This window comes from Rhodococcus sp. WY5 (assembly GCF_018588185.1).
In the GTDB taxonomy this organism is placed as follows: domain Bacteria; phylum Actinomycetota; class Actinomycetes; order Mycobacteriales; family Mycobacteriaceae; genus Rhodococcus_F; species Rhodococcus_F qingshengii.
Window position 1 is genome coordinate 265529 of sequence record NZ_JAAMPR010000001.1, and the last position, 23477, is coordinate 289005.

General features: G+C 62.8%; 19 protein-coding genes. 11 read left to right on the forward strand and 8 right to left on the reverse strand.

What is annotated here, in order from left to right; all coding sequences use genetic code 11:
* Positions 1-144: 144 nt before the first annotated feature.
* Together G4D79_RS01165 and G4D79_RS01170 are read right to left on the reverse strand one after the other, a co-directional pair.
* Complete coding sequence (locus G4D79_RS01165; RefSeq protein ID WP_070161117.1) at positions 145-1017, reverse strand: alpha/beta hydrolase; 873 nt, start codon at positions 1015-1017, stop codon at positions 145-147.
* Positions 1014-2240, reverse strand: a complete 1227-nt coding sequence (locus G4D79_RS01170) for an amidohydrolase family protein (protein ID WP_235867743.1) — start codon at positions 2238-2240, stop codon at positions 1014-1016. The genes G4D79_RS01165 and G4D79_RS01170 overlap by 4 nt, the downstream gene beginning before the upstream one ends.
* Positions 2241-2338: 98 nt before the next feature.
* Here G4D79_RS01170 and G4D79_RS01175 point away from each other — a divergent pair, with 98 nt between their 5' ends.
* Positions 2339-2902 carry a TetR/AcrR family transcriptional regulator gene (locus tag G4D79_RS01175; RefSeq protein ID WP_007734140.1) on the forward strand — a complete coding sequence of 188 codons (564 nt, stop codon included), beginning with the start codon at positions 2339-2341 and terminating at the stop codon, positions 2900-2902.
* 250 nt (positions 2903-3152) lie between these two features.
* A complete protein-coding gene (locus G4D79_RS01180; protein ID WP_058039220.1) occupies positions 3153-3521 on the forward strand; it encodes a cupin domain-containing protein in 369 nt (122 codons plus the stop codon).
* A 26-nt stretch (positions 3522-3547) separates the two neighbouring features.
* Here the strand turns inward: G4D79_RS01180 and recD are convergent, their stop codons facing one another.
* From recD to recC, 3 genes are read right to left on the reverse strand one after another with little or no spacing between them, the layout of a single operon-like run.
* Complete coding sequence (gene recD / locus G4D79_RS01185) at positions 3548-5416, reverse strand: exodeoxyribonuclease V subunit alpha (RefSeq protein WP_099697047.1); 1869 nt, start codon at positions 5414-5416, stop codon at positions 3548-3550.
* Positions 5413-8730: a UvrD-helicase domain-containing protein gene (locus tag G4D79_RS01190; protein WP_099697048.1), complete on the reverse strand. Its 3318-nt coding sequence runs from the start codon at positions 8728-8730 to the stop codon at positions 5413-5415. The genes recD and G4D79_RS01190 overlap by 4 nt, the downstream gene beginning before the upstream one ends.
* Positions 8731-8733: 3 nt before the next feature.
* Positions 8734-12015, reverse strand: a complete 3282-nt coding sequence (recC, locus tag G4D79_RS01195; RefSeq protein WP_099697049.1) for an exodeoxyribonuclease V subunit gamma — start codon at positions 12013-12015, stop codon at positions 8734-8736.
* Positions 12016-12112: 97 nt separating this feature from the next.
* Here recC and G4D79_RS01200 point away from each other — a divergent pair, with 97 nt between their 5' ends.
* The 4 genes from G4D79_RS01200 (at position 12113) to G4D79_RS01215 (ending at position 15728) form a co-directional block, all read left to right on the forward strand.
* The gene (locus G4D79_RS01200) at positions 12113-12946 is read left to right on the forward strand and encodes an ABC transporter ATP-binding protein (protein ID WP_003945415.1); all 834 of its coding nucleotides are present in this window, start codon (positions 12113-12115) and stop codon (positions 12944-12946) included.
* A complete protein-coding gene (locus G4D79_RS01205; RefSeq protein WP_003945560.1) occupies positions 12943-13773 on the forward strand; it encodes an ABC transporter permease in 831 nt (276 codons plus the stop codon). The genes G4D79_RS01200 and G4D79_RS01205 overlap by 4 nt, the downstream gene beginning before the upstream one ends.
* The gene (locus G4D79_RS01210) at positions 13770-14567 is read left to right on the forward strand and encodes an ABC transporter permease (protein WP_099697050.1); all 798 of its coding nucleotides are present in this window, start codon (positions 13770-13772) and stop codon (positions 14565-14567) included. The genes G4D79_RS01205 and G4D79_RS01210 overlap by 4 nt, the downstream gene beginning before the upstream one ends.
* A gap of 78 nt (positions 14568-14645) precedes the next feature.
* Positions 14646-15728 carry an ABC transporter substrate-binding protein gene (locus G4D79_RS01215; protein WP_172403422.1) on the forward strand — a complete coding sequence of 361 codons (1083 nt, stop codon included), beginning with the start codon at positions 14646-14648 and terminating at the stop codon, positions 15726-15728.
* Between the two features lie 10 nt (positions 15729-15738).
* On the opposite strand, the gene G4D79_RS01220 is transcribed toward G4D79_RS01215, so the two are convergent.
* On the reverse strand, positions 15739-16338 hold the full coding sequence (locus tag G4D79_RS01220) for a TetR/AcrR family transcriptional regulator (protein ID WP_007734129.1): 600 nt from the start codon (positions 16336-16338) through the stop codon (positions 15739-15741).
* 118 nt (positions 16339-16456) lie between these two features.
* On the opposite strand from G4D79_RS01220, the gene G4D79_RS01225 reads away from it, so the two are divergent.
* Positions 16457-17401, forward strand: a complete 945-nt coding sequence (locus G4D79_RS01225; protein ID WP_099697051.1) for an alpha/beta fold hydrolase — start codon at positions 16457-16459, stop codon at positions 17399-17401.
* A 17-nt stretch (positions 17402-17418) separates the two neighbouring features.
* Here G4D79_RS01225 and G4D79_RS01230 read toward each other — a convergent pair whose 3' ends face one another.
* Positions 17419-17775 carry a hypothetical protein gene (locus G4D79_RS01230; protein ID WP_050655893.1) on the reverse strand — a complete coding sequence of 119 codons (357 nt, stop codon included), beginning with the start codon at positions 17773-17775 and terminating at the stop codon, positions 17419-17421.
* Positions 17776-17900: 125 nt separating this feature from the next.
* On the opposite strand from G4D79_RS01230, the gene G4D79_RS01235 reads away from it, so the two are divergent.
* On the forward strand, positions 17901-18335 hold the full coding sequence (locus G4D79_RS01235) for a cupin (RefSeq protein ID WP_050655887.1): 435 nt from the start codon (positions 17901-17903) through the stop codon (positions 18333-18335).
* Here G4D79_RS01235 and G4D79_RS01240 read toward each other — a convergent pair.
* Complete coding sequence (locus G4D79_RS01240; protein WP_099697052.1) at positions 18324-19529, reverse strand: cytochrome P450; 1206 nt, start codon at positions 19527-19529, stop codon at positions 18324-18326. The genes G4D79_RS01235 and G4D79_RS01240 overlap by 12 nt on opposite strands.
* 139 nt (positions 19530-19668) lie before the next feature.
* Between G4D79_RS01240 and G4D79_RS01245 the strand changes: the two genes are divergently transcribed.
* The 3 genes from G4D79_RS01245 to G4D79_RS01255 all read left to right on the forward strand — a co-directional run bounded on the left by G4D79_RS01245 (position 19669) and on the right by G4D79_RS01255 (position 23407).
* The gene (locus G4D79_RS01245; RefSeq protein ID WP_099697053.1) at positions 19669-20529 is read left to right on the forward strand and encodes an SDR family oxidoreductase; all 861 of its coding nucleotides are present in this window, start codon (positions 19669-19671) and stop codon (positions 20527-20529) included.
* Positions 20526-21254: an acetoacetate decarboxylase family protein gene (locus G4D79_RS01250; protein WP_099697054.1), complete on the forward strand. Its 729-nt coding sequence runs from the start codon at positions 20526-20528 to the stop codon at positions 21252-21254. The genes G4D79_RS01245 and G4D79_RS01250 overlap by 4 nt, the downstream gene beginning before the upstream one ends.
* Before the next feature lie 95 nt (positions 21255-21349).
* Positions 21350-23407, forward strand: coding sequence for a neutral/alkaline ceramidase (locus G4D79_RS01255; RefSeq protein ID WP_020906162.1), 2058 nt, complete (start codon positions 21350-21352; stop codon positions 23405-23407).
* Positions 23408-23477 lie beyond the last annotated feature (70 nt).

Here is a 23477-nt window from a genome sequence, read left to right on the forward strand (position 1 = left end):
ATCGATAGCCGCGACAACTGAATAGACACGGCTGTGGGTGTCCACCACGTGGTGGACACCCACAGCCGACTTCTCCTTCAACGGCGTCTACGGAAAATCGCCCGTCGAACGTGTCAGCGTGCACATCGTCGCCGGGACGAACAGCTACCGTGCATGGCATTTTTTCAAGTAGCTCAGGAACGATGCCTGCAGCCCGGTTACGTGCGTCTCGTGCAACAACGCGGTCGAAACATCCTGCGACCGTCCCTTGCCATGCAACTGCTCCACGACGGCGAGAACGTTGCGTGACAGTCCGCGATAGATCGGAATGGGTCCAGTCAGTTCGGCTTCGTTCAGCGTGACGTGCAGCTGCGGAACAACTGAGCCCACGCCACGCTCGGGCAGTGCCTCGACCAGTGTGTGGATCTGGCTGTCGGCGTTCACAACTCCGGGACTACCCGCACCGAAGGTCGCGAATGGGGGCGCGTCGCGCAGCCATGCGTAGAGGGCGAAAAGGCCTCCGTACGAGTACCCGAAGAGTCCGTGCCCGGACTCGCTGACACGTAGCTCCGACGAGTACAGGCGAGGGTGGAGTTCGTTGGTCAGGAAGTCGAGGAAGACGTCCGCGTGGGTGTCTGCCAGCTCCTCGAGGTAGGCGTCCACATACTCCTGGGTCATTGCACCCGAGTCGCGAGCAGCGGCAAGAGTGGCCGTCATTTCGTCGCCTACCGGTTCCCCGGGCGGCACGAGATCGCGGTTGCGTAGTCGTGCCCAGTTGGCAGCTTCTTCACCGGCATAACCGACGCTGACCTGGATGTACGGGGCGATCGTCAGATACGGGTCTGCCTGCGTGACGATGAGCGGGGCGGTAAGACCTACAGCCCAGTTGCCGTCCATCACGTATATCAGCGGTAAGGGATCCGTGGAGTCCGCGTAGCCGGGGGGTGTGGTCACCCAGATGCCGTAGCTGTACCCCGACTTCGCCGTTATTTCGAAGTACTCCGTGTCTGCAAAACATCCGTGCAGCATTGCGCTCATCGAACCTCTCCCTTCACTACGTGGCCGGCCTTCACGACGAGAACAGCCATGTCCGGATCGGCGAACACCTTGGCGTCGTGGAGCGGGTCTTGCTGCCAGGCGACCATGTCCGCCTGCATTCCGACGCGGATCGTCCCGACGCTTTCCCCGATACCGAGGATGTCGGCGTTGACGCTGGTGGCCGATACGAGAGCATGCATCGGCGACTCCAACTCGGCCCGCAAGCGCAACTCCTCGCCTCGGCGCTGCTGGTGCGGCCCGATGAGGTCCGAGCCCAGGCCGATCCTCAGGCCTGCTGCGCGAGAGACCGCGAGCGCCGAGGCCATGCGTTGACGTACTCCGGCGGCGCGGTCTCGTATTGCCGGGTCCAGGTCCATGCTCTCGGTGTCCGTCAACTGCTCGACCACGGCGAAGGTAGGGACCAGAGCCACGTCATGCTCGCGCATCAGCTGGGCGGTCTCTTCGTCGATGTCGGTGCCGTGTTCCACGCACCGGACACCGGCTCGCACTGCGTTGCGAATGCCCGCATTGTTGTGCGCGTGCACCGTGACGTAGGTGCCCCGCGACGCTGCTTCTTCCACTGCCACGGAGATTTCCTCGACGGTGAACTGTGTGTCGGTGAGGCTGTCATGGCCTCCGACGACACCGCCGGTGACGCACAGTTTCAGAAATGTTGCGCCTCGGCGGAACGATTCGCGCACGTTGCGTCGTAGCTCGTCGGCATTACCCGACATCAAGGACAAGGCGCAGAGCCCGGGAATGTGGTGCATGTTCCACAGCTCGGTCGGCTCCCATGCGGCCCCGTAGTAGCCGTGTCCACCGGTCTGGCACTGCACAGGACCGCACGAGAGGACACGCGGACCACGCACCTTGCCGCTCGCAATAACGTCGACGACTCCGCCGTCGATGCCACCGACGTCTCGCACCGTGGTGAAGCCCGCGTCGAGGGCATCGCCCGCGGTGGCGAAGATGCCCGCAGCCAGTTCGGCTGCCGAGAGCTCAAACCCGAATTGCCTTCGGATCGGACTCGAAATACCCAGGTGCACATGAGCATCGATCAGCCCCGGAGTCAGAAGCATGCCGTCCAAGTCAACTGTCGTCGAACCCGACGGCGCCTGTCCGATCGCGGTGACAATGCCGCCACTCACGCACACGTCGACTTCGACCGGGTCGGTGCCCGATCCATCCGCGACCATGCCGCCGGCAAACCATACGTCAGTCAAAGGGACCTCCCGAGCATTGGAAACCACTCTCCTAAACACTGGTGAATTCGATATGCGGTACCGTACTCAACAGTGGTGAACCCGTCAATGGAGGTAGCGTGAGATCGCCGGTTGGGGAGGGTCGAGAGCGACTGTTGCAGGCACTGTTCGACGAGTTCGGTGAAACCGGCCCAAGCCCGAAGCTGTCGATGCGCCAAGTAGCGGAGCGGCTCGGAGTGCACCACACGCTGCTGACCTATCACTTCGGATCACGACCGGGGCTCCTCAGCGCCGTGCTGTCGGAAGCTCGCCGCCGTGACAACCTCGTCATCGCCGCGATGGGCAAGGATCTCGGGTTCGCGGCCCTGTGCAGGGCGATCTGGACCTTCTACTCGAACGCCGAGCACGAAGATCGAAGCCGCACCTTTTTTCACCTGGCCGGACTTGCGGTTTACGAGCACAAAGCATTTCAAGATTTCGCCGCCGACCTCGACGATTTGGCGCACCTCCTCGAAGCGGCGGCCCTCCGCGAAGGGTTCACAATGGTGGACGCAAAGCAGCAGAGCATCATCGCAACCGCATGTCTGCGAGGACTGTTGCTACAGAGGTTGCTCACCCCCGACGCCGAGGTCGACGCGGCAGCCGAGCGCTTCATCACCTCGTTGACAGCGTCCACCACGTAAACCCCTCATACACAACCGATCACCCCCGTTCGAGATCACCGGCGCGGGGGCGTTTTCCCTGGGCTCGGGCATGTTTCGGCGTGAGACGGTTCCCTGAGCCCCGGTTGAATGATGGTCGATCACCCTTTCGACATCTGTACGAGCGAAACGCCGAAAGATGCGACAAGTGAATGTATCCCGGCTCAGCAGACACACGACATCATCGACAAGTCCGATGATTCACATGAGTTTCGAAAGTCAGGATTGAATTGTGACCATTGCCTTCCGTGCCGCAGAGTTGAACAGCGCAAGTGGGATCTTCCAGCAAGCACTGCTCGGCCAACCCAGTGCAGAGCCACTCGGCGGAGACATCATCACTCGTGCAGATGTCGAGTTCACCAGTGACGACGGCCGCATTCAATCCGGAGTCTGGGAGAGCGAACCGGGAAAGTCGCGGTGGGAGTTCCTCACCCGCGGCGAGATCATCACCATCGTCTCCGGCGCCATGACCGTGGAGGAGGACGACGGCGATCCCGTACATCTCGTTGCCGGTACGAGTGCAATCTTCCCAATCGGATGGAAGGGTACGTGGACGGTCACCGAGACCGTACGCAAGGTGTTCGTCGTATACAACGTATGACCGAGAGAATCCGCAACATCCGACTTTCACGGCCCGTCGTACGGACGGATCTCACGACGCAGCCCACTTGCCCTGAGTACCTGTCGCTGCACTCCCGCCCTCACGGAATCCTCGGTGCCGATTACTCTCACATGGTTTCTGGCGCGAGTGATCGCCGTGTACAACAACTCCCGAGTCAGCAGTGACGACGCCTCGGCCGGCAACATCACCGATACGGTGTCGTACTGGCTGCCCTGGCTCCGGTGAATCGTCATCGCGTAAACCGTCTGCACCGACGAGAGTTGGCTCGGGTGAATCAGAAACGCATCACTGCCCCGCTGGAATGCGGCAATAGGCACGCCATCCTCACGCTGCACGATCACCCCGGCATCCCCGTTGTAGATCTTCGCCTCGTAGTCGTTGGCCGTCACCAACAGGGGTTGGCCCGGATACCACCGCGTCGGGTCAAGAAACTGCCCTGATGCCGTGCCGACCCACTCCATCGCCTGCTGCGCCCACCTCCCGACACCGTACGGTCCGTCACGGTGGGCGCACAGAAGGCGGTGCGATTCCAAGCCTTTCAGCGCGCCGATCGCATCACCCACCTCGGCCGACGCCGTCACCACCTCTGAACTCGCAACGATGTCGGCGCGCAATGCGTCAACATCCTCGGGCGAATGGAAGGAGACGGCTGGATCACCGCTGCGCAGGATACGCAGAACCTCAGCGGAATCTCCCGCTCGAACTGCCCTGGCCAACGACGCGATGGTTCCGTCGAAGCGGCGCCCGCGTGAGAGTTGAATGATCCCGCCCCGCAGACGATCCTGTTCATCCGCACTCAATGCCTCTTCGGAACCAGTGGCCGTGAGATCGTCACCCACCAACTGTGTCAGCGTCGGATTTCCACTGACCTTTACCGGGCGGGCGACAAGATCAGCAAGAACAGCGCCCGCGTCGACTGAGGTCAACTGATCGGGATCGCCGACGAGCAGTAGCCGGGCATCGGGGCGAACGGCTTCGAGCAGGCGCGCCATCAACGTGAGGGAGACCATCGACGTCTCGTCGACGACGACCACATCGTAGGGAAGTCTGTTGGTCGCATTGTATTTGAAACGACTCGAACTCCCCCGCTGCCAACCGAGTAGGCGGTGCAGGGTCATGGCCGCGAGTTCTTCGGGAAGGCCAAGGCTCGCGGTCTGCTCACGTACGGACTCCTGCAGCCGTGCTGCGGCTTTACCCGTCGGTGCGGCCAGACCGATGCGAGCATTCGAACCCAATTCCTCCGACAGGAGAGCGAGAATACGTGCGACCGTATGGGTTTTGCCGGTTCCGGGCCCACCGGCGATGACGGTGGTCCACTGTGTCGCGGCGAGAGCAGCTGCTATCCGTTGACGATCCGGCGCGATGGTCGGCCCGTTCTCGTCGACGAACAGCGAATCCAGCCGCGTTCGGACCGCTTTCAGGTCGGCGGGCGGCCACGTGGACGCCCGCTCGTCGAGCACTCGCCGAATCGTCTGCTCCTGCAGAAAATATCGATCGAGGTAGAGGAGTTCACCGTCGTCCGTGTCGACCAACCGGAGCGGTCTGAGAGGTCCGGCGTTTCCGCCGATCACCAGAGGGCTCAGCCGAAGGGCGGCAACGATCTCCGACGGTTCGGGCCACGGCAACGACGTGAGTTCCTCCTCCGTCGCATTGTCGACGCTCACATCACGCATCCGTTGCAGATCGAGGCACACCGAACCTGAGCGCACAGCGCGGACCGCCAACGCTGCGGCCAGCATCACCTCGTCCGACGTTTCACCGCCCAGGCTGCACACTCTCGTCGCGACATGAACATCGGCGGCAACCAGAACCCCGGCTTCGTTGAAGATTCGCACGATCCCTTTGGCGCGCTGCGCCAATTGCGCCTCGGTCATCGAATCTTCTCCCCTACTGTGTGGGACGCATCAAGACCGGCCAGCAGATCCGATAGTTCAACCGTCAGCTGAGCAGGCGGTTTCCATTCGAAGACACCGCATTCCGGCGGGCTGTCCGGGCCGAGCATCCCACGCACGAATTGATACTGCGCGCCCCCGAGATGACGGTGCGGATCGTAGTCGGGCAGGCGCCACCGCAGATACCGATGCAGTGCAACCGAATACAGCAGTGCCTGCAGCGGATAGTGCGAGCGCATCATCTCCGTCGCCATGAGTTCACGCGTGTAGTTGGCAGCCGTCAGATCGCCGCGACCGATCCGGTTGGTCTTGTAATCGACGATCACGAACGACGGGCCCGGGATCCGCAAGACTGCGTCGATACTGCCCGTCAGGAATCCGCGCATCGGTGACGTCTCGACACGGTCCAGATAGTCGGCGTACGACGCCAGAATGTCGTCGGAGGAAAGGTGGCGCCTCAACAGTTCCGATACTCCGCGGAGTGTGACACTCATCGACACCGGATCGTCGCCACCGGCCAGTGGGAGTTCGAAATCGAGTTCGGGAAGACGATCTTTCGGCGCGATCGTGGCCAAGGTTCCGAATCCCAAGGGAGTCTGCATCACCAGATACAGCGCATCCGCGAGTGCTTCGGAGTCGACCTCGGCCGCCCGTACCGAGACCGCCTCGGCGCAACGCCTCCCGAGTTCCGCTCTCAGATCTGCCACAGCCGTGTCCACCACCTCGAGCACCTCATGCACCAGCGTGCCGAATGCGGCGCCCGCGGGAAGTCCGTTCATGGGTGAAGGGAACGCCTCCAGGGGCGAGGGGGTAATGCTCCCGAGGTCTACGGAATCCTCTGGCTCGTCGTCTTTTTCGGGATCCTCGACCTCACTGCCCGTGGTCGTGACCGCGTGGTGCGCTCCGGCGGTGAGTGCCGAGTACGACGTACGACGCCACAGAGTGTCCAGGTCTCGATCGAAACGCGCCGCGGCCAGTTCGGTCACGTCCGCAGCCGCTCTGGACCAGTGGACGGGCGAGGGCGGATGGGGACCAACAGGTTCCACCGAGATCACGTCGGACGCTGCTGCCGGCCAGGTTGCGAGCCGTGCTGCGGTTGTACCGTCGTCGAGCACCTTCACTACCCGAGCAGGTTCGGCGATGCCGGGTGTACGTCCGAGCATCAACCGGTGCAGCGGCGAGCGGGAGGTCCCGTAGCTGGGTGCCCACCAGAGCACGAGTTGGCACTGCGCCCGGGTCAGCGCCACGTACAGCAGCCGCAGTTCTTCGCCCGCTTCTTCGGCCTCCGCAACAGTCTTTCTGGCGTTGTACCCCGGGCCTTCCTGCCCGCCGACGTCGAGGATGCGGCGTCCCTCCGGGTCGTGCAACAGCTGCGTCGGCGAGTTGAAGCCGCCAACGCTCTCCCAACTGAACGGGACGTAGACGATCGGGAACTCGAGCCCTTTGGTGGCATGCACCGTAGCGATTTGCACTGCGGCAGCGTCACTGTCGAGGCGGCGGCTTCGATCGGTGGCGCTCCCGGACGTCGGGTCCTTGATCCGATCGGAAAGCCAGCGAACCAGTGCGCTCAACCCGAACGCTTCCTCGGTCGCGACGCGACCGAGGAGTTGTGCGACGTGCCGCAGATCGGTGAAATCTCGTTCGCCGGACGGGGCCGCGAGTACACGCTTCTCCAGATTTGTTTCGGCAGAGATTCTTTCGAACACAGCCGCAAACCCGACGCGTGCGAACAGCCCGGAATAGGAGCGCAGTTGACCTGCAAGTTCTGCAACGACGTTGTCGCCGTCCTTGTCCAGTTCTTCGGAGGTGCGCCCGAAAATCGGCGAGAGGGCCGTCAACCGGACACGATCGGAGCGATGGGGCTGCTCGATCGCCTGCAACAGCCACAGCCACTGGGTCGCACTGGGTGTCGCGAAAACACTGGACCCTCCGGTCAATACGGAAGGTACACCGACGGCATCGAGAGCATCGCGGATCATCGCCACGTGCTTGTGGGTGCGCACCAACACCGCGACGTCTCCTGGTTCGACCGGGCGTGGATCACCGTCGACTGCCAAGCGGGCATCGCCGCCCAGGAGCGCGACCACGTCTGCTGCGACGTCGTCCGCGACGCGACTGCGAAGTCTGCCTACGGCCGGAAATCCCGAACGATTGAGCGGTCCGGCTCCGGTACGGGGCAGATGGCGTACACGCATCGGCACCGGGCCGAACAACCGAGACTTCTTGTGCGAAGCCTCCACTGAATGCGCGACGATGCCTTCGTTGCCGAGTGCGGCACCACCGTAGAGGTGTTCGAGTGCCGCCAACAACCCTGGGTCACTACGCCAATTGGTGGTCAACTCCTGGTGCGCATCCGCCTGATCGACCGCATCGAGATAACTCAGGACTTCTGCCCCGCGGAACGCATAGATGGCTTGTTTGGGATCACCGACCAGGACCAGGGTGGTGTGTCCGTGGAAGGCCAACCGCAGAATGTCCCACTGCAACGGATCGGTGTCCTGGAACTCGTCGATCAACACAACCTTGAACTTTTCGCGCACCCGACGACACGCGACGGGACCGTATTCCGGATCGGTCAATACACCGTGCAACAGCGTCAGCAGATCGTTGAAGTCGCGAATTCCTTTGGTCCGCTTACGTCGTTCGACCTCGAGGCGAGCAGCAGCCGCGAAGAGGACGCGCTGACCGGGTGCGGTCTCCTCCTCGCCGTCGGGTTCGAGAATTGCCTGACCATCGCCGACTGCGCTTCGGGCGATGGCCAGCGCGTCCTTCGTGGAGAACGGTGGAGACGAGTCCGTCCGGCTGTAGCGGCTGAGGTACAAATCCGAGACGACCTCACTGATCAGGTCGTCGACCGACTCCACAAAAGTTGTGTCCGGTTCACGTTCCCCGGCGATGCCCAGCCCGTCGAGCATCCTCTGACAGAAACTGTGGGTGGTCGTGATGGTGCCGGCGTCGAACTCCGCGAGAGCGCGCAGGAGTCGGCGACGCCGCACGCCGATCTCCTCGTCGTCAGCTGTGGCGAGGTACGCCACCAGATCATCATCCGACCGCCTCGCCGCCTCCGGGTCGACCAGAGCGGCGGACACTCCCGCGAACCGTTCTCTGGCACGCTCACGAAGTTCCTGAGTGGCGGCCCTACTGAATGTCACCAGCAGAACTTGCGATATGTCGGCGAGACCTTCGGCAACACAACGGGTCGCGAGTCCGACGATCGCGTAGGTCTTGCCAGTTCCGGCGCTCGCTTCCAACACCGTAGTGCCGGTCGGTAGTGGCCCCAATAGATCGAAGTCCACGGGTTACTCCGCTCTTTCGTTGGTCAGCAACGGATCCCACAGTCGTCGGGCGAGAACTCCGAATCGAGTCGGTTCCTCGGCCCAGACGAATTCGTCGTCCGACGGCGGATCCGCAGCCAACTCCGCCAGTGTTCGAGCTTCTCCGAAAACGTAAGCGTTGCTTGGATCGATCATCTCGCCGTACTGCCCGGTCCACTGGGTGTCCGCACCGTTTGTCGCATCGTCGACCGACTCGCCACCAAAGCGTCGGCGCGCATATTCGGCTGAAGTAGCGGCCCACATCGGCAACGGACGCTGCAGCCCCCGCTCGCGTAGGTCCACCAGTTGCTGCAGGATCTCGACCGCATTGCCTGGCGCATCGAGCACCGACCGTGCCGCTGCGATCTTTCCCCGACCCCGTCCGATCGAGACTGCATCGAGCGCACCGGGTCGTCCGTGCGCTTTCAAGGCGAGCAGGTTTATCCAGGCCGTCATCCGATGTTTAGGCGCCAGTGAGGAATACGACGCTCCCACCACTGAATTGCCGTGCACACCGGTTACCGTTCCGGTGAGACGACGCCCGTCACCGAGGTCGATGTCGACGTCGACGGCCTCGGAGTCGCCCTCGAGGTGTGGCAATGCAAGACCGGCAAGTTGGTCTACCACCCACTCGACGTTGCCCAGAACCGTGGCGCCCAGGTTGTAGGGCGGCAAAGTACCGCGGCGCCACTCGGCTGCACGGAAATCCGCCGAGCTGCGTCCAGCCAAGCGCGAGAGAAGCATTCGGTCACCCAGAGCCCAGGTGGACAGTGGATCGAGCTCGGTTGCCAGCGAATCCGCGATGTCGTCGTCGAGTTCCGGTACCCGGACGCCGAGGCGTTGGCGCAGAAAACCACGCGCGGGATGTACCAGGAAGTTCACCAAGTCGGCGATGTTAACTTCCTTCGGATGCACCTCGGGTAGCTCGGCCGACAAGACTGTCGGCAATTCGACCGGTGTTCCGGAGGCAGCCCTCGCACCGGCCAGCGCTGCCGTGTCGAAGCTGAACGGCTTGTTCGGCGCGAAGTTTCGATTGTCGAACGATTGCAACGGATGCCGTGTCAGCACCCCGTTCACAGCGTCCGGACCCACCGTCGCACTGAGTACGTCGAGAAGGCCACTGAGGGGGATCGCCGGTGGTCTGACGACACCGGTGACCGGATCGGCACCAGTATACAACAGAATCAGATGTTCGCCCGCAGACATCACGGCATCGAGAAGCAGTTGCCGGTCTTCACTGCGCAGATCGCGCTCCCCCACAACGGGATCACGTGACAAGATGTCGTCGCCGTCGACTCCACCGGTTCGAGGGAACACCTCGTCGTCGAGTCCGATCAGCACGACCACGCGATGCGGTACCGAACGCATCGGAACCATCGTGCACACCGTCAGTTCGCCGGTTCGGAAGTTGGCACGCGTCGGTCTGCCCGCGAGGCTGCGCGAGAGCATCGCGCGAACATCGGCCAGACGTAACACCGTCTCTCCGCCGAATTCCACAGCAGCTACCAGTTCGCGGTGGGCCTCCGCGCTCTGCCAGGAATCTGCGGGCGCTGTGTCGGTCAGCAGATCCAGGGCCCGCATCAGCACACGAAGCCATTCGGCCGGTGAATGTGGGCCGGCAAGATCGCGAAGCGAGACGGCCACGCGATCGACGAACTCTGCGAAACGTCCAGTCAGGTCGATGTCTGTGCCGTCCACGTCATCGAGTGGTAGCGCGAGATCCAGCCAGGCATTTTCCGATTCGTCCGCGCTGACCCCCAACAAGATTCGGTCCATGGCGGTGTTGAAGGTGTTCTGCGGAAATGCGTCGAGGCCGAACGTGGCACGCTGCCGACTACCGATTCCCCAGCGAGCACCCGCTTCCGTCGTCCATTCCCGCAGTCTTTCCAACTCGTCGTCGCCCCACGAAAAACGTGTGCGGACAGGCTCGGTCGCGGCCAGGTCGAGAACCTCACTGGCTGTGGCCCGGCCGTCGGCCAATTCGAGGAGAGAGCCGAGAACGGCCAGGACAGGATTGGTCTGACGTAATCCGCGGTCTGCCAGCCTTACTCGAAGAAGATGCCCGGGGTGGCCATGGACGCCTTGTCCGAATGCAGCACGAACCAAGGGTGCGTACGTTTCGACGTCCGGGCACATCACGAGTACGTCGCGTGGCTGCAATGTCGGGTCGTCCTCGAACAATCGGAGCAAGCATTCGCGGAGCACCTCGACCTGCCGTGCCGGCCCGTGGCAAGCGTGGACCTGAACTGTCCCATCCGGTTCCGCTGCAACGCTGGGAGCACGATCTGCGATGACATCGGCCTTGACCGTCGCCAGGAGGGATCTCGGGCCGGCTGGTTCGGGAAGATGCACCGACTCGAACTCGGCGGCACCGAGGCTGATCTGAAGTTCACGAACGTCGCGAGCAAGACTCGACAGCAACGGATTGGCGGATATCAGCGCTGACCCGTCTTCCGAACGTCGGATCGTGCTCTCACTTCGAGGCTGCATGCGCGAGCTCATCTTGGTCCACAGCGCGGGGCTGGGATGCGGGAGCCAGATGTGCACGTCCCGATTCGCACTGAGTGCGCTCAAGATCATTCGCTGATCGACCGGCAGCCGGGTCGGTCCGAAGACCGACAGGCGTTCCGGTAGGTCGACCAAGGCCGGGTCCTCGACCAGCGCGCGACTCACTTGCCCCAGTCGCTCTGCGGGCCCCGGAACGTCGATCTTGTCCGCGACGATGCACCACAGACGTGCCTGCCATTCGAAATCCTCCGACAGCGCCAATCCGTGTCCGTCGGTCAACCGCCCGGCGGCCCAGTCGATCAGCATCTGCGGGCGTTGCGCGGCATAACTGCGGAAGAGTTCGGTGACATGTGTGGCGGAGGCAAACCGTCGACCTTCACGATGGCCTTCGAGATGTTTCGCCAGGACTCCGCACCAGGGCTCGCCGAGGGACTCGTCGATCACATCGAGAACCGTCCACACCAATCGCGTCGGCGACCATGGGTCGTCGTCAGCCGTGATTCCACTGACCGCGGCCACGGACTCCGCGACCAGGCGCGCGGGTGAAGGAAACGCGATGTTCGCAGAAATTCCGTCCACTGCTGACGGTCCGGACGTGCCTAGCTGGGAGGACAGCCGCTGATTGAGCCAACGCTCGACGCCCTTGGCCGGCACCGCAACAGTTTCCCGGGCGAATGGATCCGACAGCGGTGTACGGAGGAGCGTGGCCAACGCCGAGACCAAGGTGTCCGAACGCTCGGCCCGGTACAACTTCAGCAATCTTCGCTCCCCTCACTCCGTCCAGACGTCCATCTCACCACGGCGCTGTGACAGGAGACGCCGAACCAGCCTCACGCAGCGGTGACGCGCAGGCAACATGACCGCAACCGGACGTTCGTACTGTGCGGGAATGACCAGTCCCGTCACCACACCTCGCCCCGCTGGAACCGGTCTCGACATCTCCGGCCTCGGCAAGACCTTCGAGATGGGTCGTCGGTCGGTGACCGCGCTGACCGACGTGTCCCTTCAAACCAGCGAAGGCTCTTTCCTGTCTCTGCTCGGGCCGTCCGGATGTGGGAAGTCCACCGTTCTCCGCATCCTTGCGGGCCTCGATAGTCCGACGTCGGGAACGGCCCTTGTCAACGGACAGTCGCCGGCCGAGTTACGCAAGCGCCGCGAACTCGGAATCGCCTTCCAGGATTCGGCTTTGCTGCCGTGGCGAACAGTGGCCTCCAACATCAAACTGCCCCTTCAGGTTGCCGGCATCGATCCCGACCCCGACCTGATAGCCGACCTGATCGCTCTCGTCGGCCTCGAAGGATTCGAGAAGGCCAAGCCCGCTCAATTATCCGGCGGTATGCGTCAGCGTGTGTCAATCGCGCGTTCGCTCGTGGTCAAGCCGAGTGTCCTGCTACTCGACGAACCCTTCGGCGCGCTGGACGACATGACCCGTCAACGGCTCAACATCGAATTGCTCAGGATCTGGACCGAGAAACCGGCGACCACGTTGATGGTGACTCACGGAATCGCCGAAGCCGTGTTCCTCTCCGACGTCGTTGCCGTCATGACGCCGCGGCCCGGACGGGTCCTCGAAGTCGTGCCGATCGACCTGCCGCGCCCGCGTACACCCGAGATGATGCGTACACCCGAGTTCCACGAGATCCACGACTACCTCTCCGGACTGCTCTTCGGAAAAGCTGGCGTCGCATGACAATTACCGATATCGAGAACGTCGCGACCGCGGCGGCGCAGCCATCTGTGCCGCGCCGGATCCGATTGAAGCGTCCGACGTGGTTCGGTGGTGCAGTCGGCATCTGTGGACTGATCGCTCTCTGGTGGATTCTGGCGGCAGCCGGTGTTGCGGGAGGCACGATTCCGACGCCGTGGGTGGTTGTCTCGACGATGTTCGACGACGGTTGGTCGCTGTACGGACCCAATTTCACCGTCACGGCTTCCGGTGCGCTGCAGGGCTTTCTCTGGGGAAACCTGCTGGCGATCACGCTTGCCGTGCTTGTCGTTCTCATTCCGCCCATCGAGGGATTGGCCACACAACTGGCGATCCTGAGCTACTGCACACCGCTGTTGGCGCTTGGCCCAATCATCCTGGTCGTCTTCGGCGGCCGGACCCCCACAATCTTTCTCGCCGCAATGTACTGCTTCTTCACCACGATGGTCGGCACACTCGCCGGCCTGAGATCGGCCGACAAGACGAGCCTCGATCTCGTCGCCGCCTACGGCGGTGGGCGTTGGCAGAAGTTCACCAAAGTTCAACTTGTGAGCGCACTTCCGAGCACCTTTGCTGCCCTCAAGATTGCTGCACCTTCGGCCGTACTGGGTGCAATTCTCGGCGAGTATCTCGGCGGGGTGGACAGCGGGATCGGCGTCGCACTAACGGCCGCTCAGACGTCGTACAACGTCCCGCGAACGTGGGGAATGGCTATCGCCGCCGCCTTGCTCGCCGGTCTGGGGTACGCCGTCGTCGCAGCGATCGCCCGGCTCGTCACGCCGTGGACCAGCGCTCCGGGAGCACAGAAATGACCGCGGTACGAGGAACATTGAGATTCCTCGCCCCGATTGCCATCGCCTCGGCGCTGTTGCTTGTCATCTGGGTGGTCTTCCTCAACGCCTTCCCCCAGGTCGGCCCGCGTGTGGGAAAGACGCCGGCCGACGTCTGGGAGTACCTGTTCTCCGGCCCAAAATCCGCCGACGCTCGTTCGGGCATCATCGACAACCTGTTCATCACTCTGCGCGACGCCGGTGTCGGCTTTGCCGTCGGAATGACTGCCGCGCTCGTGGTGGCATCGATCTTCGTCGTTTCCCGCACTGTCGAACAGACTTTCATGCCCGTTGCAATGCTTCTACGATCTGTTCCTCTCGTTGCGATGACCCCGATCATCGTCCTGATATTCGGCCGCGGAATCGTGGGTGTGACAGTCATGGTTGCGATAGTGGTGTTCTTCCCAGCCCTCGTCATGATCATGGTCGGTCTACGTGCCGCTCCGGCTCAGGCACAAGACCTCATCGCTGCCTACGGCGGGAGTCGTTGGACCGCATTGCGAATGGTGTCCGTGCCGTCCGCACTTCCGGCTGTGTTCGCCGCTGCACGAGTATCCGTACCCGGCGCCTTGATCGGAGCACTGATCGGCGAATGGCTCGGTAGCGGCCAAGGCTTGGGTTCGAGCATGATCAAAGCCATTCCGCGCTACCAGTACAACGAATTGTGGGCATCTATCGTGGTGATCACCGTGGTGTCGATCGTCCTCTACGCCGTGGTCGGGATCGTCGAAAGCATCGCTCTGTCTCGTTTCGGTCCTTCGGCGGGCAAGTCGTGACATCTGTTAACACGACCTCAACAAACTCTCTCTCCCAAGCAAACTGAACGAAACCGACTGGCCCTAGTGTTCCGATTCATGACGCCATTCAAGCCCGTCCGCCAGCTGGACCGCAGGGCCTTCTTCCGCTACTCCGCGCTGACCGGCATCGCAGTCGCCGGTAGTGCGTCATTGCTCGGGTGTAGCAGTGACTCCAGCAGTTCGAGTGGCGGAACCACGGACGACGGTTCCGAATTCGGAACAGTTGCAGTGCAGTTGTCCTGGATCAAGAACATCGAGTTCGCCGGTGAGTACTTCGCTCTCGACAAGGGGTACTACAAGGATGCAGGGTTCGGGAATGTAGACCTGGTGGCAGGTGGCGCAGCCGGCACCGGCGTCGAAGCCGGCCTGGACACCGGCAAGGTGTGGATCGGAATGTCCGCACCGCAGCTCACAGCCCCCGCCGTACTCGACGGACTGGAGGCAAAGATCGTCGGTGCGACATTCCAGAAGAATCCGTTTGCGATTGTCAGTTCCGCTGCGGCACCGATCAACTCACCACAGGACATGATCGGCAAGAAGATCGGCGTCCAGGATTCCAATCAGCTCGTCTTCGGAGCTCTCCTGGCAGCAAACGGCCTGACCGAAAGCCAGATGACGATCGTGCCCGCGCAGTTCGATCCGAGCCCCTTGGCGAACGGCGAGGTGGACGGCTGGGTCTCCTACGTGACCAACGAGCCGATCACACTGGCCGCCAAAGGTTTCCCCAACGCCCACTTCCTCTTCGCGGACTACAACCTGCCGTTGGTCGCCGAATCGTTCACGGTTCTCCAGTCCACCATCGACAACGAGAGGGACAAACTCAAGGCATTCCTGAAGGCCGAGATCCAAGGATGGAAGGATGCGGTCGCCGATCCGGCAGAGTCGGCACGGCTTGCCGTCGAGGTCTACGGCAAGGACCAGAACCTCGAACTCGAAGAGCAGATCAAGGAAGCCACCGCACAGAATGATCTGGTGGTGTCGGCAGATACCAAAGCCAACGGGTTGTTCACGATGACACCCCAACTGATCGAACAGAACATCGCGGCACTGTCGAAAGCGGGGCTGGAGATTACGGCGGAGCAACTGTTCGACATGTCGATCCTCGAAGAGGTGTACGCCGAGAATCCGGAGCTGATCTGACTGCCGAGCGTCAGCGAACCTCCCGCGCGAGTACGCCCGAGATGAATAGCTGTACAAGGACCTCGGCCTTGTACCGGTCATCGGACCCAGCACCGATACAAAGGTTCCCGATGCCTTTGAGCACGTTGTACGCATCGACCCGCGAAGCAGTGCCAACGGACTCGAGCGCTGCCGCGAGGAGGGAGTCACATACCGGAACGAGGCGGTCGACGAAGTAGATATGCAGAGCGTCGGACCCGGCGCTGTCTCCTTGCAGTGCACCGGCGAGCCCATGCTTGGTTACCAGGAACTCCACGAACAAAGCCACCCATGCCCGCAAAGCCGCCTCGGGCGTTGCACTCTCCGCGAGCATCTGTGGGCCCGCGTCCGCACACGCCTCGACTTGGTGTCGGTATACGGCTACCACCAACTCGGGACGCGTCGGGAAGTGGCGGTAGATCGTCCCCATGCCGACGCCGGCCTTCGCCGCAATCTCCCGCACCGGAGCGTCGACTCCGGACTCCACGAACACTGCTGCCGCCGCGTCGAGCAGCGCCTGCTCGCTTCGACGTGGGCGACCGACTTGCTTGGGAGACGCGACGCGCGACTGCTCGTCCTGGGCATCAGCCATGTGCACTCCTCGCTGACTCACAACATATGTTTGCATTACGGAACAACGCTCCGTAATGTTGCGGAGCGACGCTCCGATAAACAGTATCGCAGGGTGCAGCCTCAGCAAGGAACTTGCCATGACCTCATCAATGATCGACACTCTTAACGGCATCATCGGCGCCGGCACCCCGGTCGTCTCCGTTGCCCCCGTCGAGTTGTTCGCCCCCGATCGACCTGTCCCGCTGGAAGTACGTGTGTCTGCTCCGGCAGCAGGCACGAACCTCCCCGTTGTGGTGTTCTCCCACGGCAACGGCTGGAACCTCGATGGATACTCGCCACTCACGGCATTCTGGGCATCCCACGGATTCGTGGTGATCCAGCCGACACATTTGGACTCGCGCCGGAACGGTTTCGGGTTCGACCACCCGGTTTTCCCGACGATCTGGACCGAGAGAATCGCGGATCTCACACGCATCCTTGATCAGCTCGACACCATCGAATTTGCCGTGCCCGGGCTTGACGGCCGCATCGACCGCAGTCGAGTTGCCGCCACTGGTCACTCCTGGGGCGGGCAAACCGCTCAGTCACTCCTCGGAGCAAGGATCTTCGACGAGGCCGGCCAGGTCGGCCAGGACATGTCCGACAGTCGCGTCACCGCGGGAATCCTGTTCGCGGCAACCGGTCTCGGCGGCGAGAACCTGCATCCGTTCGCGCAGGCGAACTTCCCGTTCATGCGCCCCTCGTTCCAGGAACTGACGACGCCGACACTCGTCGTCGCGGGCGACCACGACCAGTCCAAGATGTCCAGCCGCGGACCTGACTGGTTCACCGACGCCTACACGCACAGCCCCGGAGCCACCGACCTCCTGACCTTCTACGGTGCCGAGCACGCACTCGGTGGAATCGTCGGATACGAAGTCGCCGAGACCACCGACGAGAACCCAGAGCGGGTCGCCGCCATCCAACGGATGAGTACTGCCTACCTTCGGACCGCGTTGCGCATCGATGAGACCAGCTGGCCAGCGGCCCGGGCCGCATTCAGCGACAACGCCGACCCGATCGGCCGAGTCGACACCAAGTAATGCGGCAGTGATCCAACTTATTGGCCGAAGTTGAACCTGAGATTCGCATTTATCAAGGTATTGAGCCGCTTTCGCATTCTGACAACCTCTGCCTCGGGCGGTATCGGATCGTCCAAGAAAAGCGTCCAACGCAGCATCGTGCTGTTTCCGACCGCCTCGATGTCGAATCGGATGACGGCGTCGGGTCGGTCCGGCCAGATCGACGACCAGATCACCAGCTCCGGTTCTTCAGCCCTGACGATCTCCGGTGCGATCTCGCTCTCGAGAAGTTCCAGCCAGTGCCGGGCGGGCTGGCGGTACGGATCGATCAATGCCTCGAACATGAAGCGCGCAGGCGGCGGCTGGCTCCGGCGCCTCGTCGCGACTTGCAGCATGGCACGAGCGTAACCGCCTCTCAAGGGCATACCTCTGCCTTCGCAGTGCTGGATCCACGAAAACCGGGATAAACCGGGCATCGACGGAGGACACTCAGGAGCACATCCGTCTGGGAGGGCCGCTCATGCGTAAACGCCATCAGGTTCTGTTTGCAGTGTCCGCAGCGATCGGACTGTCGCTGACGCCGATCAATGCGTCGGCAACACCGAGCACGGGAGTACACGGAGAAATCCTCGGGCAGGTGACTTTCGACGGCAAGGACTACATCCTGCGCCAGATCACCATCGACCCCGGCGGTTCCACCGGTTGGCACTTCCACGACGGGACGCTCTACGCGCTGATCGCGCAGGGCACGTTGAGCCACTACCGATCCGATTGCTCCGTCGACGGGATCTACAGCGCCGGAAATACTTTGATCGAACCGAGCGGTTCAGATCATGTGCACATCGGAAACAACTCGCAGACAACACCATTGGTACTCGAGGTCGTCTACGTCAATCCGGCGGGCAGCCCCCTCTCCGAAGATGCTGCGCCTCCCAACTGCCAACTACCCGGCTGACGGCGCCGAAGCGGTAAACCGCACCGGCATCGATTCGAGACCGGACACGAAGTTGGCGGCACGCCGCTGCAACGGCGCGTCGGTGGCAAGTGCCATTCCCGGCAGCCTGGCGAAGAGTTGCTCGAACATGATCCGTCCCTCGAGCCTGGCCAGCTGATTACCCAGACAGAAATGAGATCCGAAGCCGAAGGCCACGTGCGGATTCGGTGTGCGGCCGACATCGAACCGTTCGGCGTTCAGGAACACGGACTCGTCGAAATTTGCCGATTCGAAGAGCAGCAGCATCTTCTCACCTGCCTTCAGCTGCGCGCCGAAGAAATCGGTGTCACGGGTCAGGGTTCGAGCCATGTTCTTGATCGGCGAGGACCACCGCAGCATCTCCTCCATTGCCAAGGGAATGGCATCGGGATCGTCGACTAGCTCCCGGCGCTGGTCCGGATGGCGCAGTAGCTGTTCCATGCCGCCGCTGAGCACGTGCCGTGTGGTCTCGTCACCGCCGATCAGGATCAGCAGGGATTCGTTGACGATTTCCTGATCGGAGAGGGCTTCGCCGTCGACCGCACTGTGAATCAACGTGCTCACCAAATCGTCGGCCGGGTCGCTCCTCCGCTCGGCGATGGTTCGCATCATGTACGCGGTGAAATCGACGTACGCAACCATCATGGCCTGCAGTTGATCCTGGGAAGCGTTGCTTCCCAATGCCTTCACCAGATCGTCCGACCACCGCAGAAACAACGCGCGTTCCTCCGGACGGACACCCAACATGTCGCCGATGATGGCCATCGGCAGCGGTGCCGCCAGGTCTGCGACGAAGTCGGCTTCTCCTTTCTCACAGACGGCGTCGATCAGTTGATCGCAGATCTCCCGGATACGGCCGGCCTTGGCTTCGACCTTCTTACGTGTGAAACCCGCATTGACCAAGCGTCGACGTGTGAGGTGCTGCGGGTCGTCCATGTCGATCATCTGCGGCAATGGACCGGTTTCGGGGCGGATGCCACCGGCGTTGGAGAACAGTTCGGGATCCCGCTCGGCTGCGACGACGGCGTCGTAACTCGCGGCCGCGGTGATTCCGTTGGCGTCGTCTCGGTACACGGGCTCGTGATCACGCATCCAGGCGTATGCGTCGCGCACATTCCCGAGGTCTCCGCTGTAGAAGCGTCCGTCGATCAAATCGAAGGTCGGTCTGGTAGCCATCACTCCACCTCTCGCACAACCCTTGCCTCAATAAGTAGAACCTGTTCCTATATAGCGTGGGGCGTTTTCACCGAAGCCGGACCGGAAAACCTCCAGAAGCAGCACGCGAGCCCGGCGGAGCAACGACCAGGAGACACGCATGGACGACGACACCGCCTCAGCGGGCATACCCACTTTCACCGGCACATCGATACTGGTGACCGGCGGCGGTAGTGGCATCGGCCTGGGCATCGCTCGTTCGCTCGTTGCGTCCGGCGCTCACGTCACGATCTGCGGACGCAACAAGGAGAAACTCGATGCTGCCGCCGAATCGATCCGGCAGGCGACTGCCGCAGGATCGGTCAGCGTCTCCCCCGCCGACGTCACGATCGAGACAGACGTCGTCGCCGCTGTCGCCGCGGCGGTGTCCGTCACCGGAAAGCTCGACGGAGTCGTGGCCTGCGCCGGCGGGAACGAAACCATCGCACCGGTCACGCAACTCGACGTCGACGCCTGGCGCCGCACCGTCGACCTCAACGTCACGGGGACCATGCTGACGATCAAGCACGGCGCGCGGGCACTGGTGGCAGGAGGCGGTGGATCCATCGTCGCGATCTCGTCGATCGCCAGCAGCAACACACATCGCTGGTTCGGCGCGTACGGAGTCTCGAAATCCGGCGTCGACCACCTGGTGCAGTTGGCAGCAGACGAACTGGGCGCCAGCAACATTCGTGTCAACGCGATCCGCCCGGGGCTGACCCGAACGGATCTGGTCGCGCTCATCACCGACGGTGGCCCCATCCTGGACGACTACCTGGCCAACACGCCGCTCGAACGCGTCGGCGAGGTCGAGGACGTCGCCGGACTCGCTTCCTTCCTCCTCGGACCGCACTCCACCTGGATCACCGGGCAGATCATCAACGTCGACGGAGGCCAAATGCTGCGCCGCGGACCGGATTTCCGCTCGATGCTCGAACCCGTCTACGGCTCCGACGGACTCCGCGGGGTGGTGGCGCCATGAGCTACACGATTCTGGGCAAGAAGGTCGAGATGCCCGTCGAAGTTCGCACCGCGTCTGCCTTCATGGCGTTGTACTCGGTACCGAGCACAACCGCGCAGTCGATCATCGATTACACCGGCTTGACCGTGCTCCAGTACCGTCCCGGCCGGGCGCTGTGCGGCCTGGTTTTTGTCGACTACATCGACGGGGATCTGGGGCCGTACAACGAATTCGGAGTGACGTACATGGTGCGCAGCCACACTGCGCCTCCCGAAACCTCGGTGCTGGGAGATCTACGTTCGCTCGCTGCCGGAACTGCAGGGGCACTCATTCACGAGTTGCCGGTGGACGGCGAGTTCACCAAGGCCGCCGGCCGGGAAATCTGGGGATTCCCGAAGGTGCTCGCCGAGTTCGACACCGAGCACGTCGGCTCGGTAAAGCGCGGATCGGTCTCTCGCGACGGCAAACTCATCACACAGTTGAGTGTGAAATCCGGCGTCAGCGTGCCGGGCGGCGGAGCCAACATGTCGTTGGCCGCGTACTCACATCTCGACGGCGCCACCAGGTGCACGTCGTGGGACATGGCACCGACCGGCGTCAAATCGCGCCCTGGTGGAGCCGAGGTTCAACTGGGCAGTCACCCGATGGCGGCGGAGCTTCGGAAACTGGGACTCCCCCGCCGGGCCCTGATGACCACGACCATCAAGAGCCTGGCGATGACGTTCGGGGAGGCCACAACAATCTGAGTGTCGGCCGACGGCACCCCTTTCGGTCACGTGTGACTCGGGCTACACTCCTGGACGGTTGACCAACTCGCGTCAGACCGCTCGAAAGGACACTCGTGCAGATCACCCGACGCACCGTACTGGCAGGCGCTGCCGCCGCACCTGCGCTCGCCGCTCTGTCGACGAACCAGGCCGTCGCAGCTTCGCCGGCACGCACCGTTTCACCCGCACGCACCGACAAGTCGTCGGCGTCACTGCAGGTGGGCGTCGGAATTTCCGACGTGACCGGACCGGTCGCCGAAGTCGGCATGATGGGCTACTCGAGCTTCGATCAACGCGCCGAAGGCCTGCACCAGCGAATGCGCGCACGCGCCTTCATCTTCGAGTCCGGCGGGTCGCGGGTCGCCTACGTGTGCGTCGACAACTGCATGATCTTCCAGTCCGTTCACGACGAGGTCCTGCGCCGACTGGCCGGGAGGTTCGGTGACATCTACGCCGAGCGCAACGTCATGTTGACGGCCATCCATTCACACGCGGCATGTGGTGGGGCCTCGCACAACTACGCGTACAACCTCGCAGTTCTCGGCTTCGAACTGCAGGTGTTCGAAGCCGAGGTCAACGGCATGGTCGAGGCGATCAGCGCTGCGCACGAGAACCTGGCGCCAGGCACGGTCCGTTTCGGGCGGTCCGATCTCACCGATGCCAGCGTCAACCGATCGCGAGTGGCGTTCGATCTCAATCCCGAAGAGGACAAGGCCTACTACCCCGGTGGCAACGACCACCACATGCGTGTCATGCGGATCAGTCGGGGCAGCAAGGACATCGGGGCGATCAACTGGTTCGCCACCCACTGCGCCTCGCTCACGAACGAGAACCATCTCATCTCCGGGGACAACAAGGGCGCCGCGGCGTACTTCTGGGAGCACGACGACCAGGGCGTGCGCTACCTCGACGGCGACACCAGCTTCATTGCTGCGTTTCCGCAGACCAACAGCGGCGACATGTCACCGAACCTCTTCCTCGAGCCCGGACGCGGACCGACCGAAGACGAATTCGAGAACGCACGCATCATCGGGCTGCGCCAGGTAGCGGCAGCTCGAACTGCCTTCGACGCGGCGTCCGACACCGTCACCGGTGGCGTCGACAGTCGGATCATGTACCTGGACATGGCAAATCAGGTGGTGAGCGGAAGATTCACCCCCGACGGACGCGAGCACCGCACCGCTCCGGCCGCGATCGGCGCGGCAATGAGCGCCGGAAGCGTCGAGGACGGACCGGCAATCCCGATCTTCCCCGAGGGCACCCGAAACCCCATGATCGACGCCCTGGGCGGTATGGATGCTCCTGTGCCTCAATGGCTTCAGGATGCACAGGCGCCCAAACTCGTAGTCGTTCCGGTCGGCCTGCTGCCACCGGGAGGATGGGTGCCGAACGTACTCAAGATCCAGATCCTGCGGATCGGTCAGTTCTACATCGTCGGTGGCCCTGCGGAATTCACCATCGTCTCCGGATTACGAGTGCGTCGAACCGTCGCCGAGGAGCTTGGGGTTCCCCTCGAGAACGTCATCTTCCAGGGATACGCGAACTCGTACTCGAGCTACTGCACCACACCACAGGAATACGATTCGCAGCAGTACGAGGGCGGTTCGACGATGTTCGGTCGTTACACACTGCCGGCCTATCAGCAGGGGTATGCCGCCCTTGCAGCCGCGATGCGCGACGGCACCGAACCTCCTCGCGGCCCCGCTCCGGCCGACCTGTCCGGGTTCCAACCCAGCTTCGGACCTGGCGTCGACTTCGACGAGCCCTTGCCGGGAACACAATTCGGCGACGCAACCGTCCAACCCGGCGACACCTCACCGGGTGGGCAGGTTGCCGTCGAGTTCGTCACCGGCCACCCCAAGAACGACACTCACCGAAACGGGACCTTCTACGAGATCCAGCGCAATACCGGCGGATCCTGGACACGGGTCGCCGACGACAACGACTGGTCCACCAAACTGCACTGGCGCCGGGTCGGGAGCAACGGTTCCGTCGTGCGCATCACGTGGGATGTTCCGGCCGATACTCCGGCGGGTACGTATCGAGTCCAACACTTCGGTGCGTCGAAGGCTCGGGGTAGCGGCGCGATCACGCCTTTCTCCGGGGTGACCGCCGAATTCCGCCTCACCTGACCCGCGTGAACGTATCGCTCCCCTTGTTGGACAAGGGGAGCGATACGTTCACGCGATGGGGTCAGAGCGC